18 protein-coding genes and 1 pseudogene are annotated in these 15,148 nt (G+C 68.2%); 8 read left to right on the top strand and 11 right to left on the bottom strand.

The window, feature by feature from the left end:
- From ACIRPT_RS24695 to ACIRPT_RS24670, 6 genes are all read right to left on the bottom strand, one after another.
- A partial coding sequence (locus ACIRPT_RS24695; protein WP_403830596.1) for a pyridoxal-phosphate dependent enzyme occupies positions 1-404 on the bottom strand: 404 nt, incomplete at its 3' end.
- 2 nt (positions 405-406) lie between these two features.
- Entirely contained in the window at positions 407-673 is a 267-nt protein-coding gene (locus tag ACIRPT_RS24690) for a hypothetical protein (RefSeq protein WP_403830594.1), read from the bottom strand.
- Positions 674-870: 197 nt separating this feature from the next.
- Positions 871-1,206 (bottom strand): hypothetical protein, encoded by a 336-nt coding sequence (locus ACIRPT_RS24685; RefSeq protein ID WP_403830592.1) that lies wholly within the window; start codon positions 1,204-1,206, stop codon positions 871-873.
- A gap of 118 nt (positions 1,207-1,324) precedes the next feature.
- Positions 1,325-1,516, bottom strand: a complete 192-nt coding sequence (locus tag ACIRPT_RS24680; RefSeq protein ID WP_403830589.1) for a hypothetical protein — start codon at positions 1,514-1,516, stop codon at positions 1,325-1,327.
- Positions 1,513-1,713, bottom strand: a complete 201-nt coding sequence (locus ACIRPT_RS24675; protein ID WP_403830587.1) for a hypothetical protein — start codon at positions 1,711-1,713, stop codon at positions 1,513-1,515. Before ACIRPT_RS24675 ends, ACIRPT_RS24680 begins: the two co-directional genes overlap by 4 nt.
- Complete coding sequence (locus ACIRPT_RS24670) at positions 1,713-1,988, bottom strand: hypothetical protein (RefSeq protein WP_403830585.1); 276 nt, start codon at positions 1,986-1,988, stop codon at positions 1,713-1,715. The genes ACIRPT_RS24675 and ACIRPT_RS24670 overlap by 1 nt, the downstream gene beginning before the upstream one ends.
- 200 nt (positions 1,989-2,188) lie before the next feature.
- Between ACIRPT_RS24670 and ACIRPT_RS24665 the strand changes: the two are divergent.
- Positions 2,189-2,788 (top strand): annotated as a pseudogene (locus ACIRPT_RS24665) (XRE family transcriptional regulator); the annotation flags it as partial.
- Positions 2,789-3,055: 267 nt separating this feature from the next.
- Here ACIRPT_RS24665 and ACIRPT_RS24660 read toward each other — a convergent pair.
- Positions 3,056-4,438, bottom strand: coding sequence for an amino acid permease (locus ACIRPT_RS24660; RefSeq protein ID WP_403830583.1), 1,383 nt, complete (start codon positions 4,436-4,438; stop codon positions 3,056-3,058).
- 499 nt (positions 4,439-4,937) lie between these two features.
- On the bottom strand, positions 4,938-5,459 hold the full coding sequence (locus ACIRPT_RS24655; RefSeq protein ID WP_403830619.1) for a site-specific integrase: 522 nt from the start codon (positions 5,457-5,459) through the stop codon (positions 4,938-4,940).
- Positions 5,460-5,715: 256 nt separating this feature from the next.
- On the opposite strand from ACIRPT_RS24655, the gene ACIRPT_RS24650 reads away from it, so the two are divergent.
- The gene (locus ACIRPT_RS24650) at positions 5,716-6,018 is read left to right on the top strand and encodes a helicase associated domain-containing protein (RefSeq protein WP_403830581.1); all 303 of its coding nucleotides are present in this window, start codon (positions 5,716-5,718) and stop codon (positions 6,016-6,018) included.
- A 196-nt stretch (positions 6,019-6,214) separates the two neighbouring features.
- On the opposite strand, the gene ACIRPT_RS24645 is transcribed toward ACIRPT_RS24650, so the two are convergent.
- Positions 6,215-6,631 (bottom strand): nuclear transport factor 2 family protein, encoded by a 417-nt coding sequence (locus tag ACIRPT_RS24645; protein ID WP_403830579.1) that lies wholly within the window; start codon positions 6,629-6,631, stop codon positions 6,215-6,217.
- Between the two features lie 546 nt (positions 6,632-7,177).
- On the opposite strand from ACIRPT_RS24645, the gene ACIRPT_RS24640 reads away from it, so the two are divergent.
- Complete coding sequence (locus tag ACIRPT_RS24640) at positions 7,178-8,110, top strand: hypothetical protein (protein ID WP_403830577.1); 933 nt, start codon at positions 7,178-7,180, stop codon at positions 8,108-8,110.
- A 326-nt stretch (positions 8,111-8,436) separates the two neighbouring features.
- Here the strand turns inward: ACIRPT_RS24640 and ACIRPT_RS24635 are convergent, their stop codons facing one another.
- Positions 8,437-9,048, bottom strand: a complete 612-nt coding sequence (locus ACIRPT_RS24635; protein WP_403830574.1) for a hypothetical protein — start codon at positions 9,046-9,048, stop codon at positions 8,437-8,439.
- Positions 9,049-9,258: 210 nt separating this feature from the next.
- Here ACIRPT_RS24635 and ACIRPT_RS24630 point away from each other — a divergent pair, with 210 nt between their 5' ends.
- Positions 9,259-9,891, top strand: coding sequence for a helicase associated domain-containing protein (locus tag ACIRPT_RS24630; protein ID WP_403830571.1), 633 nt, complete (start codon positions 9,259-9,261; stop codon positions 9,889-9,891).
- Between the two features lie 310 nt (positions 9,892-10,201).
- Here the strand turns inward: ACIRPT_RS24630 and ACIRPT_RS24625 are convergent, their stop codons facing one another.
- Positions 10,202-10,510: a hypothetical protein gene (locus ACIRPT_RS24625; protein WP_403830568.1), complete on the bottom strand. Its 309-nt coding sequence runs from the start codon at positions 10,508-10,510 to the stop codon at positions 10,202-10,204.
- Between the two features lie 313 nt (positions 10,511-10,823).
- Between ACIRPT_RS24625 and ACIRPT_RS24620 the strand changes: the two genes are divergently transcribed.
- The 4 genes from ACIRPT_RS24620 to ACIRPT_RS24605 all read left to right on the top strand — a co-directional run bounded on the left by ACIRPT_RS24620 (position 10,824) and on the right by ACIRPT_RS24605 (position 15,126).
- Complete coding sequence (locus ACIRPT_RS24620) at positions 10,824-12,062, top strand: sensor histidine kinase (protein WP_403830566.1); 1,239 nt, start codon at positions 10,824-10,826, stop codon at positions 12,060-12,062.
- Entirely contained in the window at positions 12,050-12,700 is a 651-nt protein-coding gene (locus ACIRPT_RS24615) for a response regulator (RefSeq protein WP_403830564.1), read from the top strand. Before ACIRPT_RS24620 ends, ACIRPT_RS24615 begins: the two co-directional genes overlap by 13 nt.
- A 1,119-nt stretch (positions 12,701-13,819) precedes the next feature.
- Entirely contained in the window at positions 13,820-14,521 is a 702-nt protein-coding gene (locus ACIRPT_RS24610) for an SseB family protein (protein ID WP_403830562.1), read from the top strand.
- Positions 14,518-15,126, top strand: coding sequence for a hypothetical protein (locus ACIRPT_RS24605; protein WP_403830559.1), 609 nt, complete (start codon positions 14,518-14,520; stop codon positions 15,124-15,126). Before ACIRPT_RS24610 ends, ACIRPT_RS24605 begins: the two co-directional genes overlap by 4 nt.
- Positions 15,127-15,148: the final 22 nt, after the last annotated feature.

Here is a 15,148-nt window from a genome sequence, read left to right as displayed (position 1 = left end):
GCGGCGTGCTGGTATTCGGTCCCCGTCAGCCGCACCGTCGCCCCGTACGCCGTAAGACGGTTGACCTTCACTGCGGGCGCGTTCGTGGGCAGGAAGACCGTGGCGGGGACACCGTGCTGTTGCGCTGCCCATGCGCAGGCGAGGCCGGCGTTGCCGCCGGAGGCGATGACGACACCGACGTCGGGCATGGTGCCGTCCTCGATGTGCGCGGCGGTGAAGTTGGCGGCGCCGCGGGCCTTGAACGACCCGGTGTGCTGCATGAACTCCAGCGCCAAGACGACGCCTGCGTCGCCGAAGGTGCCGGGGTCGACGGTCGCGAGGGTGAGGGGCAGCACCACGTTGTTGATGCGCTCGGCCGCCTGGACGACGTCCTTGTAGTCGATGCGGTCGGTGTTGTCGGTCAAGGTCAGCTCCAGTAGACGAGGTGGCCGGTGGATGTCAGGCCGACGAAGAACGCGAACGCGATCCGGCAACCGTCCGGGTTCGGTTCGACAGCGTGGAAGTTCCCCGGGTTGAACAGCAGGCCCTCGCCGAGCCGGGGGGCAAGACGCAGTTCCTGCTGCCCTTCCACCACTGCGGGGCGGTAGCCGTATGCGTGCTGGTGAGCCTCGTCGACGGGCTGCCAGCGACGGCGCCATACCCGCGTTTCGCCACCTTCATGGGGGACGGACACCCAGACGTTGAACGCGAGTTGCGCGATGGCGGTCTGGTCAAACAGCCCGTTGGGGTATTCGCGGACAACCTCGTCGTAGTGGATGAGCGCGCCATCGTTGATCTCCCGCAGGGTGCCGCCGAACGCAGTGCGGCCGCCGATCGTTGCGGGGCTGATAGCGGCGCCCCATGCAGCACCCAGGCGCTGCAGAGCAACAGCTACGGGGTCGGGTCGCAGAGCCGCGCGGGCCCAAGCGGCGCGGGCCTGTCGGTGGCCTTCCAGTACCGGCGTGCGTCCAGCATGCCGTCCCCGGCACGGTAGTCGTTCAGGGCCGGCCCGAACCGGGCGATGGAGGCGGCCATACGGGCGGGGTCGTAGGTGCCCATGGTCAGGTTCTCGATGGCGTCGGCGGCCGCGGCGCAGTCGTCGGGGGTGAGTATGCCGGGGATGCGTACAGCGCCGGTGATGCCCGCGGCGAGGGCCGCCACATGCTGATCGGCAAGCGCCTTGGTCTCGATCAGTGTGAACAGCGGGTCGGTGGTGACGGTGTTCATAGTGACCTTCCAGGTGAGTTGGCCAGGCACATGACGGGCTGCGCCAGGACGGCGAGCGGCCGCCAGAACGACTCCGAGATGGCTGGCCGCGGCAGTTGTGGACGTGTGTGCGCTCCGCTCACGGCTTCACCCACTCGCCGCGGCGGGCCACGATCTCCAGCGAGAGGGGGGAGCACAGCCAGGGCTCTCCGCTACCGTGCCGGGCCCGCAACAGCGGTACGCCGTGCCGGATGTCGGTGACGATGGCTTCGCAGTCGCGGGCCTGGTCCCGAACCACGTCCCCCACCTCGGGGCGCGGCTTGGCGCTCACCGCGGCGGCTCCACGGCCGGTACGCCGTACACGCCGGCGCAGGTGCTGCAGGAGCGCAGTCGGGCCCAGGTGGCGGTCAGCAGCGGCACGGGTTGGGCGGGGCTGGCCCAGTCCGAGCACCAGCAGCAGGATCGGCCGTCGCGCTGCTGGGGGCTCAGGTCGTCCAGCCGGATCGCGGGAGCGTCCACGGCGGCCATCACGACGCCGCCTCCGCTCGGGCACGGATGATTTCCTCGGCCGTCGCCGGGCGCAGGTACTCGGCGACCGCCTGCCATTGCGGGCCGCCGTCCAACGGACGCACGTACGGAACGCCGGGGTACGGGTCGGTGCAATCGCCGTAGCGGGCGAGTATGCCGACGGCGAGGCCGTCAGCGTCCATCGCACGAACGGTGGCCCCGACCGGCGGACGGCGGCCGGGCACGGCCAGAGCGCGCAGGGGGTGTGCGGAGGTGGTGCTGCGCGTCGTGGTCATGATCGCCTCAGCGTGGCTTCGGGTCGGCGCCCTGGCTGCACCCGACGGGGGACGGACACAGCCAGGGCCGTACACACCACCTAACTCCCGGCAGCAGAGCGGGGGTTAGGAGATTCGCCGGGGTTTCCGGCGTAGCCCCCTAGGAGGAATTGACCAGTCATTTACCTCACAGTGGGTGCGGACTCCCCTACCGTGCGGTGATGGACACCACGCGAAACACTGTCCTTGAGGCGTGGATGGACGAGCACGGCCACAGCTCCAACACCCTGGCCAGGGACCTGAATTCGGCCGTGGAACGGCTCACCGGGAAGCCGGGTCGCTACGACGGCCGCACCGTGCGCGTGTGGAAGGCCGGCCGGGTCCGGTGGCCCAACAGGACCACCCGCGAGGCACTGAAGGACGTCACCGGCCGATCAGCGGCAGATCTAGGGTTCGTGCCACGGGGCCGCGCCGCATCCGTCCCCGCGCCATCGCAGGAGGACCCCATGCACCGCCGCACCCTCGTGACCGCCGCCGGCGCCGCCGCTGTCGCCGCGGCCACCCCCGCGCTCGCCGCTTCCCGCCGTATCGGCATGAGCGACGTCGCCCGCTTACAGAAGCGCTTCGCCGAGATCATCGCCAGCGACCACCGCCACGGCGGGCAGCGCGGCATCGAGCAGAAAGCCGCCGCGCTCGGCGACGAGGCACTGAACCTCCAGAATGCGGGCAGCGCCACCCAGCGCGTACGCAGCAGCCTCTACGCCTCGGCCGCCGCCTTCCGCTCCTCGGCGATGTGGGCCGCCATCGACGGCCGCCGCTACCACGACGCGAACCGGCGATAGCACGACACCTGCTGCTCTTTGATGCCCCGGTTTCATCGCCCGCTGAGCTGCAACGTCGCGTTCCCTTCCGCTCACCGCAACAGCCCGGCCCGCCAGAGAACCCCCTGTGCGTGGCCCGCCCTGCGAAGATCGGTGCGTCCCGAAAGAAAGCGACGCAAGCCCGTAGCAGAGGCAGGCTGGCGACAGCACGACATGCGCATGCCCACCCCCGCCTCAAGACAGCCGGGCCGGGGTCGGTATCCGTCGTCAGTCCGCTTCGGCCTGGCGCTCGATGTCCTCCATGCCGCTCGGGCTTCCGGCGCGCCGCCAGCGGACGTAGAGGCCGGCGCCGATGGCCAGCGTGGCGACCAGGGACAGCACGGGCCAGCCGCGCAGCAGATTGACCAGCAGGGTGAAGGTCACTGCTGCGGCGGCCAGGGCGTTGATTGCGGCCAGGGCGGGTTTGCGTTCGGTGCGGGCGAAGCGGGCCATGGCCAGCAGTCCGACGAGGAAGCTGACGAACACCGACACTGCGTAGAACAGCACGAGTTCCTGCTCCGAGCCGGCCGCGGCGATGATGATCACGGCTGCGGCGGCCAGGTAGACGACCACTGACCAGTACGGGGTGTGGTGCTTGTTGGTACTGCCGAGGAACGCGGGCAGGGTGCCGGGCCGTTCGGGGGTTCCGGCCAGGGCCTTGAGCAGTCCCGGGCCCGCCTGGAAGGAAGAGCTGGCGGCCGCGAGGAGCAGCAGGGAGCTGGTGAGCTGGAAGGTGCCGTAGAGCCAGCCTGGGCCGGCGGCGGCGTGGGCGATGTCGGCGATCTGGGTGGAGTCGGTGCCAGGCAGACCGATGTGCAGCCGTATGGCGAGGGCGGTCAGGGCCAGGGTGAGGCCGCCGACGATGACCAGCAGCAGCGCCAGGGTGCCGCGGCCGAAGCGGCGGCGCTGGGTGTCGTCGAGCTGCCCGAGCTGGGCGATCGCTGTGGAGGGTGCTTCGACGCCGGTGGCCAGAGCCATCGCGACGGGGAAGGCCATCACCACGGCGAAGACGGCGGAGCGTCCCGGGTCCGTGGCGGCCGGCGCGGCGCCGGTCGCGTGCGGGGTGAGGAAGCCCAGCACCACGACCGCAACGGCGGCCAGTACGAACAGCACGGTCATCACGGCGAACAGCAGCCGCCCGCCGTGTCCGAACCAGGTCAGACCGGCCACCACGACCAGCAGCAGGAGGGCGAGCGGTATCCGTACCGGCGCCAGCCCCGGGAACAGCGCGATCACCGCGCTCGCGGCGGCGGCGATGGAAATGCCGATGGTGAGTACGAAGTCCACCACCAGCGCGCCGATCGGCAGAAACGTCCAGCGGGGCCCGAACGCCCGCCCGGCCGCCGCCGCCGCGCCACCGCCCCTGGGAAAGCGCCGTACAAGCTGCCAGTAGTTCGCGGTCACCAGCACGACCAGGCCGATGACCAGCCCCATCGTCGGCAGCAGCAGAGCAAGGTCACCGTGCAGGGCATGCAGCGCGGCCTCGATCGCGTACGCGACGGAAGAGACGGGGTCGGCGATCACCGCGAAGGCGAACGCAAAGAACAACACGGACAGTCGGGGGCCGCGGCGCACGGCACCGGGCGGCGAGACAGCGGTCCTGGAAGACACGGCCACGGTGGAATGCCCTTCGGGAAGAGAGACAGAAGACGGACAGAGTCCGCCGCCGACCAGACTTCCCGGCACACCAGGTGTTAACGGTACGGCAATAGGCCGCTAGAGATACGTCAGGAACGCGTCAAGATCCCGCCCCGAAGACCGCAAACCGCTGCCACACCAGAGAACCCCCTGTGCGCCACCCGAACACCTCTTCCAGATCCTGACCGCGCGCGAGGCAAAGAACAGCGTGGCCATCGTCTCCAACGAGCCGTCCGACAAAGCGCACATGTTCCACCGAACCCGCGCCAGGTGCTGCCGAAACGTCACGGCCCGCGGCGACGAGCTTGGAGTCCATGGTGTTCACCAGGGCGACGAGTCAGGGTGCTGCGGATCATGCGGGTGGGAAGCCGCAGTCGTCAAGGACGTGGGAAGGATAGGCAGTTGAGGCCGATCTCCGCCCGGCCTTTGTTCCTTTGGCGACCATGACGTGCGGGTTGTCTGTCCGCACTGTTTAGGAAGCGGGGTCGCAGGGGGCGGGATGGGGCCGCTTCCCGAGCCGGACAGTATGGGCCTGCTGGTCGATGTCATCCATCTTCAGCATCCGCATCTCGGAGCTGGAGGCGCCATGCAGCAGAGCGAGCATGCCCATCACCGCTTCATGCGGGTGAACGTGCTTGTCAGTTGCCCACCGCCTAAACAGCTCGCGTTGCTGGTCGAAGGCGAGCGTCTGGCCGCGGAAGCCGTTTATCTCCTTCTCGACCAGCTCGCGCGTGGGGTCGACCAGCAGCATCTTCTGGGGCCGCGCGAAGCGGAAGAACTGCCGCAGCACGGTGCGCCGCCGCTTGCGTCCCTTGGCCAAGGTGGACAGGAAGGCTTCGACGTCGTGCACGTCGACAAGGGCCCAGTCGTTCTTGTCCCGTTCGTCGACCAGGAAGAGGGCCAGGTCACGCAGGGCGGCCAGGGCCGTCTCCAGGGTGTGATTGCTGCGAGGGCGGGTGCCCGTCGTTGCCGTCGGCCGGCGGCGAGCCGCCAGTCATGCATCCAGCCTCCCGAGCCCCGGCCCCGGGCGCGCGGCGCAGGGAAGTCAGAGGATGTCCCGCAACTGTCCGGTTCCGAATCTCACTCCAATGCCCTGCCACTTCTCACGAGATGTCGTAGTTGTGTGGCAATGAGTATCGCGACAAATCCCCTTCAGTTCAGCATAGTTGACCGACCGACACGACATGCCCATGACTTGCGACATCGGAGTGCGAGTTAGCAGCAACCGTCCTCGACAAACCCATCGGACGATGGCTATCGAATATGCGCAGGCCAGGCGCCCTCGACCGACACTCCGAATGGCAAGAGGCGCTGCGCGAGATCGACGAACACTGGAACCCGCCTGGCCGAACACCTGGCAACGCCGCTACGCCGCACTACGCGAACTCGTACGCTACGAGGAAAACCAGGCAGGTCAGACCGACATCGTCCTGCTCGGCGTCACAGTGCACGGGATGGACATCGGACGCTGGCTCGCCACACAACGCCAGCCAGCGATCTGGACCGGACTCGACGCCGCGCAGTGCCAGCTCCTGGCCGAGCTCGGCGTATGACTGTCGAACACGGAGTCAACATCTACACCACCCAAAAACTCTCACCTCATGACAGCGTCAGCCCACCCTCAACACCCCGCCGGCCAGCATCGAACCCACATCCCAGGACTGGCACCACCGGCTCTCACCACCACTGACACCAAAGCGAGAGATCGCAGGCAGAACATGAGCGAAGCCAGGGCCGGGCGAGCCTGGGTCAGTTCGGTGTCGACTCGAAAGCTTTGGCGACAGTCAAGGTGTCTTCGAACATGTGGTACCGCGTGATGAGTCCGTCGCGGACCTCGATGTCGAACGCGAAGTCGGTCTCGATGTCACGACCCGTTGCGAGGACCCCGGTTCGTAGGCTGCCAAGGACGACGCACCGGTCGCCGTCACCTACGATCGTTTCGATCTTGAAGTCCTTGGCCTCGGCGCCCTGTGCGAGCTGAGTGTAGAACTCAGCGACGCCGGCACGGCCGGTCTTGCGGCCGATCCACGGCACGACAGCGGTGTCGCCGGGGATGTACCAGTCCACGGTCTCGTCGAAGCGTTCTGCCAGCTCGTTCGGCGGGGCGCCGGAGAGCAGCTGTTCGAACAGTGCAGTCGCCGCCTCACGGGCGGTTGCGGTCGTCATGGCTGGTACAAGTCGGATACTCAGTCGGCTATTCCCATACTGGCGATCGCGCCGCTTCAATCAAGCGCTCCCCGGCGGCGCTCTCGATTCCCAAGAATTCTCGTGCTTGATGCGCCAGCTTGGTTGGGTCCGTCCTCGCTACCATGCCGTTCGCTCTTCGCCGCTGGCACAAGGCAAGCTGGAGTCCTAAGCATTCTCAACTACGTGCACATGCGGAGACCCTAGGTTTCTGGCATCGGCCAGCAGCTCTCGGCGCTCCGCGTTCCGCATGCCGATGAGCTCGTCGTCCCACCCCGCACTACGCAGCTGGGCGTCCGTGCGGATCACCTCTGCGGCGATGCGGCTGCACGTGATGCTGCTCGACCGCGACCCGCGCGTCAGCCAACTGACCGCCCGGCCGCTGGAGCTCCGGTGGCATGAGCGGGGCGTGGGGCGTGCGCATGCTTCGCAGTTGATGCTCCGGCTCGCCGCCCGAGCGGGCGGCTGCCGAACCATAGGAGGAGAAGGCGGCAACCTACTACAGCGCAGCGTCGTAGGGTCGGGACCATGACTGACGAGGACAGGTACAGCGCGCGTACCGGCGCCGTTCCGGAACTCATTGTGTGGGTTGACCGCATAGGCACCGCCATCAGCCGACTGGAAGAAGAACACCTGCCACGGGGCTTCCCGCTCGATTTCAGCCCCGCCTCGCTCCAGTCTCTGGAGTCCTTTCTCCTCGACGTCTACTCCCCTGCCGACGGCCAAGCCCATGGCACCGGCCTCATCGACGACGCCATGGCGTACCTCGGCGAAACCCTTCTGAGGATCACCGGCGGACAATGGGGATGGTCCATCAGGCCATTGAGCGACGTCGCGGGACAGCCCGTCATCGTTCCGGACCCCGCGCTGCACCCTCCGCTTGCTGTCGCCGACCTGATCAGGCAGGCCCTCGCCGCCCGCACCGGATCCGAACTCAGCATCGCAGCCGCCCTTGAAGCCACCACCACCACGTTCCGCGAACGTCACCTGGGCTGGAAGCCTGTCAAGGACCACACTCCCGGAGTGGACCCGGAACCGGAGGAAGCGCGCCACCCCTGGCTGACCAGGTGGCTCACTGAACGCAAGCACCACTTCCCGGCCTGGGCCGCAGACACGGGCCTTCCGGAAGCAACCTGGGACTTCAGCCCCGCCTCCCTGGACGAGATGGAACGCCTGGTGTCGCAACGGTTCACCACGGAGGATGAGTTCGAGGCCGCGCACGACGAGCCTTTCCTCCAGGGGGCTTGCTGGTACACCGGAGAAGTCGCCCGCCGCAACTACCGTGCAGCCTGGGCCTACCGCGACCCTGACGAGGGGAACCCTTGGACGGGTATCCCCCTGATGACACAGCCTGGCGTCAGGGACGGCAACATCGCCGACCCCCTGTCGGAACTGTCCGGCGCCCTCACCGACGAATCCGGATTTCTGCGAGAGTGCCTGGAAAACTATCAAAGCCCCTGACCCGGCAGGCCCCTGCTCCCCACATGGACGTTGCGGGCCGAACATCCCCGGCACACCCCTCCCCTACGGAACTGATCAACCCAGATCAGGCCACTAGACCCTGATCACAAAAAGCACTACTGGAGACCAAGGCGGTGCTCGCCGAGCTGGGCGTGGAGTGGGTGTAGGGCCGGACAGCGAGGGGCTGGCCCCTTCTTCAGGTCTTGGTCGCCGGTGAGGGATCGGTCAGCACCACAAGCCCGTCCGCCAGGCCCGGCCTGCGTGAACAGCAGCGCCGGTGATCGTCGAACTTTGCCACGGGGGCAGCATGCACACCCCCGGGCGCCTCAGTACGCCCGCGGGCCGTCCTCGGTGGCGCGCATCGGCTGCGGGTAGTACAGCTTCCCGTCCTTCATGACCTCCTGGCACGTGTACTGGGTGGGCCCCATAGGCACCGCGACGGCCTCGGGGATGTCGTTGCACCGGATGTGATCCACGGAGTCACCGCCATTGCCGAAGATGATCCGCTGGACACCCTCCTTCGTGATGATCCCCTCGCGCGGGGTTGCGGTGTAGGTCACATAGTTGTCCGACCAGGCCGACTTTTCACCGATCGCGACGTCCCACTCCACTTCCACGCCCTTGTAGTTGGACGTGCAGACGACCGAAGTGCCCTTCTTCGAGCCCACGTTCTCAGGGCACTTCGCGGTGACTTCCCCGGTGGCGTTGGCCAGGGTGAGGGTCTTCTTGCGGAGCTCGTACTCCAGGTGCGCCGCGAACGGCGCGTCCGCGGCCGGCGACGGCTGCAGCTCGCCTTCCGGGCGGGGACCCGGACGATCCAGCTTGTTAGGCAGCCGGCTGATGGACGGCTCCGGCCTGGCACTCTTCGAGCCGGAGCCCCCACACCCCGTGACCAGCAGGCCCACGCTCACCATTGCCCCTATCCCAACAATCTTCATACGCATGATCGAAAGACTAATGTGTCGTTGCTGGCGGCAACGGCGGCACCTACGCACTGGGGGCATGGGTCAGCGAGCAACGCCGTGCGTTCCGTGCCGGGACACTGAAGGCCTGGCGCACGGAGTTGCTGGACGAGCTGGGCATGGTCTGGTCGGTCGCCGACGCCCGCTTCTACAAAAAACCTCGCCGCCGCCCGGAACTACTTCGCAGTGCACCGCACGCTCGCTGCGCCGACGGACGCAGTGATCGACGAGGTCGCGGTGGGCCAGTGGCTGGCAAATCTCCGGAAGACCGGCGGGCTGGGCAAAGACGTCGACCGCGCGACCGCGCGGCGGGAGGCGCTGGAGCGGATCGACCGGGACTGGAACCCCAGCTGGCCGTTCGAGTGGCAGCAGCGGTATGCCGCGCTCGCCACGGTGCTGGCCGACGGCGCAACGCTCGCGGAGATCCTGCCCGGCGTAGTCGTCAACGGCCAGGACATCGGCGCCTGGCTGCACGCACAGCGCGCCGACTGGGAGCAGCTGAGCGACGGGCAGCGCGAGCGCCTGGCCGAACTCGGCGTCGAACCGCTGCCCACCACCACTGCGGAGCTGGCCCCGGCCAAGGCCACGAAGGCCGGCCCGGCAGCCTTCGAGCGGGGCGTTGCGGCGCTGGCCCAGTACCTGGCGCGGGAAGGGCATGTGAGGGTCGCCAGGGCGCACGTAGAAACCGTTGTGGTCGACAACCAGGAACACGAAGTGAAGCTGGGGCTGTTTCTGTCGAACACCAAAACCAGGCGCAACAAACTCACCGCGGACAAGTTCCAGCAGCTGGCAGAACTCGGACTGGAATGGGCGGCGTAGTTGCAAGTTCAGGAGGCAGCGGCGCAACGGGCCGCTGGGGCCGTGGTCGACCTACTCGGTGGTCTGGTCGGGTTCGGGATGAGCACCGCGTCGAGCCGGGCGGATGTGAGGAACGGCAACAGCAGGTCCAGCAGGCTGCGTTGGGCGTAAGGGTACGGCGCCTTGTCGCCGAACCACCAGGCGCCTGCGGCGGCAGCGGCACTGAGGGCGCAGGCCCAGCGCAGGCGCGGTGCGGTCAGGACAGCAGAGCCTATGGCGTTCTCCAGTTCTGTGGTATCCGTGGTTGCAGCCCGGGTCGGTGTGGCGGGTTTCATGGGGTGCGGGGCAGCGTTCGAACCGCCAGGCGGACGCATACCGCTGCGAGCGGAAGTTCTGCGAACAGCGCCATGACCAGCGCCGCGCGCAGTTCGCTCCCTCTGGCCGCGGTCATCGTGTCGAACCAGGCGTCGACGGTGAGCAGGGCGGCCGTCGCGGCGGCGGCCGGTGCCAGTCGCCGATCCCCGCGGGTGGCCAGCAGACCTGTGGTGATCAGGCCGACCGCCTCCAGCGCGTCCAGACCCACCCAGGCGGCGGACCAGTGCGAGGCACGGAAGGTGGTCGGCAGGCTGGTGGCCAACACGACGAGCCACGGCAGCAGCGCCACCCCGCAGCCGGCCAGGACAAGACCCCGCCGTCGGCCTGGAAGGCGGTCCGGACGACGGCGCTGCGGGCTGGGGAGCGATCCCGTGCGCGGGCCGTGCGGCCTGCGTATGCCCGCTCGGCGTCCGGCTCCGGGAACAGTTCGATGATTTCCTGCACGCCCTACAGCCTGAGCCGCACAGCGATTACAGTCAGTAATGCCGGGTGCAGTTCTCAGGGTGGTGCCAGCTTCACCATCGATCCGGATGCACGGTGCATGGCATAGCCCTCACCTGGCGTTTTACCGTCGAGCCATGACGATTCCCCGGGCGCTGCGGCGCAGAGTTGTTCGGGTCCGGCGGGACACCGGTTTCTTGGCGGCCGGGATTCCGCTGCACCTTGCGCTGGTGCCGTTGTGGAGCTGGATGGCGAGTGTCGCGCAGCCGAGGGCGTGGCCGGTGCTCCCGCTCCCGTTTGTGCTGATCTTGCTCGGTGTGCTTGCGCTCACCGCTGTGCAGCGACGCCGTTGCCGGGTGCTGCTGGGGGTGGAGATCCTCCGGCTGCCGGCCGCGCGCGAGCAAGGGTGGCTGAGGCGCGCTCTGCGGTGGCTATCCGTGGCCCAGACCTGGCGGCAGGCCGGATACCACCTGCTGGTCGGTCCGCTCCTGGCTGTGGTGGAGCTGGGGGTGCTCGCTGCGTGGGTCGCGGGCCTTGCTGGCGTCACCGTCTACGGGTGGGCCTGGATGTTGCCGGTGCAGGTTCGCCTGGACTATGTCGACTACGCGACCCAAGCGGTGTACTACACCGCGGCCGGCGTGCTGCTGCTGTGCGCCGCACCCTGGCTGACCGGGCCGCTGACCCGCGCCGAGACCCGGATCGCGCTCGCGCTGCTCGGGACCAGCCGCTCCCAGCAGCTTCAGCAGCGTGTCGAGCACCTATCCGAGAGCCGCACCGACCTGATCGACGCCGTCGATACCGAACGCCGCCGCATCGAACGCGACCTGCACGACGGCACCCAGCAGCGCCTGGTCTCCCTCGCGGTCAACCTGGGCCTGGCCAAGGCCACCCTCACCAACCTGCCGGACGAGGCCCGCACCGTGATCGACGAGGCGCACCACGAGGCGAAGGAGGCCATCGCCGAACTCAACGACCTGGTGCGCGGCCTGCACCCGGCCGTCCTCGAAGACCGCGGGCTGGACGCGGCGCTGTCCGGGCTGGCCGCCCGGGTACCGATCCCGGTGCGGCTGCGAGTCGACCTCGAGGAGCGAGCGGCGCCCACCGTGGAGTCGGTCGCCTACTTCGTGGTCTCCGAGGCGCTCACCAACGTCACCAAGCACGCCCGCGCCACCCGCGTGGACGTCACTGTCAAACAGATCGGGAGAATGCTGCGCGTGAACATCACCGACGACGGGATCGGCGGCGCCGACACCTCCACCGGCAGCGGACTGAGCGGGCTGGCCAAACGGGTCGGTTCCGTCGACGGCACCTTCCACATCAGCAGCCCGGTCGGGGGCCCGACCACCATCGCCGTGGAGCTGCCGTGCGAGCCGTGATCGCCGAGGACTCACTGCTGCTGCGCGTCGGGCTCGTCAAGGTCCTGGAAATGGCCGGCTTCGAGATCGCCGCCGAAGTCGGCGACGCCGAAGCCCTGCTTGCGGCCGTCGAGGAACACCGGCCCGGGCTGGCCCTGGTCGATGTCCGCATGCCACCCGGCTTCACCGACGAAGGCGTGCGCGCCGCGCTGGTGATCCGTAAGCAATGGCCGCAGACCGCGGTGGTACTGCTCTCGCAGTACGTCGAGGAGCGGTATGCGGCCGACCTGCTGACGGCCAACACCAGCGGCGTCGGCTACCTGCTCAAGCAACGCGTCGCCGACGTGGAGGAGTTCGTGGCTTGCGTTCGGCGGGTTGCAGCCGGGGGCACGGCACTGGATCCACAGGTGGTCGCCCAGCTGCTCGTGCGCCGCCGCAGTGACCCGCTCGATCGGCTGACGCCACGCGAACGGGAGGTACTCGCCCTGATGGCCGAGGGACGCTCCAACACCGGGATCGCCGAGGCCCTGGTCGTCAGCGACAGCGCAGTGGCCAAGCACATCAACAACATCCTCGCCAAACTCGACCTGCCCGCAGCCGACGCCGACCACCGGCGCGTTCTCGCCGTCCTGAGATTCCTCGGCGCTTCCCCGACCTAACCGACCCGCCGCCCGCACCCCCACCGCCGTTCGGCCCAACAGACCGGCAAGCCAACGAACGACGTCTCGCGGGCACCGAGCCACGTGGAAAGCGGTCCCGCGGGTGGCTCTAACACGGCCCGGCACCGCGAGCACTGGTAGCGCTGCTCCGGGCGCTTGATGAGGTTGGGAGTCACCGGATTACCTCCAGCTGGGGCCGGGGCATCGTCGTGTTCGGGCTACAGGGCGACGAGGCGGAGACGCAGCACCCGGGCGCCGTCGCAGGTTTCCACGTGCCACGGGCGCCGCTGCCGGTGCCTGCGGCCCGCGCCCCACAGAGAGCAGGAATGGCCGACGACGGCCCCGCGTCGTGGCCGATGCGCCTGCCGGGTCGGGAGTGTCCGTCGGCCGGACAGATGCGCGTCGACCAGCGTGACCGCTCACGCCGCTCCAGCGAACCTTCCTGCTCAAGGCAGCTACCCGGCTTGCTTGCGTCCCGGATACCCGGGCACCCCACCGCACAACGGATACCCGAATGCTTACCCCAACTCGGATACCCGCAGGTGAGCAGGGCTTAGTACCTGCGCGTCGGACACGGCCATCACAGCGCAGTGCATCGGTCACCCCGCCGTGAGCTGCACACCGCACCGCCATGACCGATCGGCCACTGTCGGCCATGACCGATGGGACACGGACTCAGCCACCACTTGCGTGCTCCCCATCGGCCATCGGCCATGACGTCCATGATCAACTTCGCGCGGCTGTCTTGCACGGGTGGCTGATGTCTCGGTGTGCGGACGACCGATCGACCGATGCCAGGAGTCAGGCCGCTCCGCACCAGAAGCTGGCACGCGTGTGCCGACGGGCGGCCGAGGCGGAGCAGCGGGAGGCTGCCCGACGGGTGTCGGCGCGGCCGGCGGCGCCGCCGGAGTGGCTATTGCGGGTGAGGGTCGGTCCGGGTCCTCGGCCGGTCGTTGTGGTGCCTCGGCGCGTTCCGCCTCCCACTGAGCGACGATCCGCGGATCCGGCCCGCAGAACACATGCCGGAGGCGGCTGCCCTCACGAGCCGGAGCCTTAGATGCGCTCCGGGCCCGTGTGCTCCGCCTCCTCGCGCCGCGCCTGCTCCGTACGCTCATCGATTTGGCGACGGATCTCTGCGACACGTTCAACGGAGCGGCGCATGTCCGTGAACATTGCCTTCACGCGACGCTCCTCCTCTATGCCATGGGGAAGTGGCGGCAGCATGCGGGCAGCGTTCTTGGCGTCCTCGCCGCTCACCCCGCGTTTACGGGCTACCTTCAGCCGGGCCGCGTACGCCTCGCGGTCGGTGGCGTACACGTCGTCCGGGCTGAGGTCTGCGAGGTACAGCGCGCGTGCACCGTCCGCCGTGGGCGACAGCAAGTTCCCGCGTCGGGCACGGTTCAGCATCCCGGATCCGACGAGCATCAACAGGCGGTCCGCGCGCGTCTTATGGCCCTTGCCACCATTGGCTCCGATGATCCGCGGCTCGCCATCGGCACCGAGCACCAGTCGGCACGCAGCGGAATCCGCTGGGTGTATGCCTTCACTGACGAAGAGGCGATGGCCCACTTCGCCACGGCCCGCGGCGCCGCGCGTGAGGCCGAGTTGGAGTACGTACGCGCCGTCGGCGCACGTCTCTTGGATGTGGTCGTCCCCGCGATCGAGGGGCCCGCGGGCGTGGCTGTGAACGTGGGTGGTGAGCAGCCGATGCTGTTTCCGCCGGTCAGCGGCATTGTCCCGGACGCTGCTGCGCTCGACCTCGTCGAGTCGGGTCCCGCCGATGACCTGCCGGTCGCGCCCGTCCGGGGTGGTGTGGCGTGACGTCCGTCGAGGGTTACGAGCTGGATTCCGATGTCCTGAAGCAGGTCACCAAAGGTATCCACGACGCCATTGCGGAGTTGAAGGAGCTCGGTTTCGACAGCAGTGCCCAACTCGGTCAAGGTTTTGACGAGTTGGAGCTCTCCGGTATGGAGGCAGGGCATGCCGAGGTGAGTTCTGTATTCGATGTTTTCTGTGAGCGATGGGGCTGGGGCGTGCATGGGCTCATCCATGAGGCGAATGAATTTGCGCGCCGTCTCGATTTGTCGGCGGGTCTTTATCACGAGCAGGAGCAATACGTTTCGACGACGCTGAAGGTCGGGGCGAATGCGCTGCTGATGGGTGACCCGACGATGACGGAGGAGCGTCTGAAGCACCGGACGTGGAAGCAGGTCGGTGAGGACAATGCCTTCACCCAGTTCGAGGACGCGGACTGGGACCCGACATCAGCCAGGTCCCTCAAGGCCGTGGATGAAGTCAGCCAGGGGTGGGACCAGACGCAGAAGGACTTCTCGACGTCCAAGTGGGCCGGCGACGCGGATCACAACTGGGCCTTGCGGCCGCTGAAACAGGCCAGCGACCAAGGCCAGGAACACGACGGTTCGTAAGACACCACGGCACAGCCACCAC

It is taken from the genome of Streptomyces sp. NPDC101227 (genome assembly GCF_044767545.1).
Classification (GTDB): Bacteria; Actinomycetota; Actinomycetes; order Streptomycetales; family Streptomycetaceae; genus Streptomyces.
Note: the sequence above shows the minus strand (reverse complement) of the source record. Positions and strands in the feature narration are given on the sequence as shown.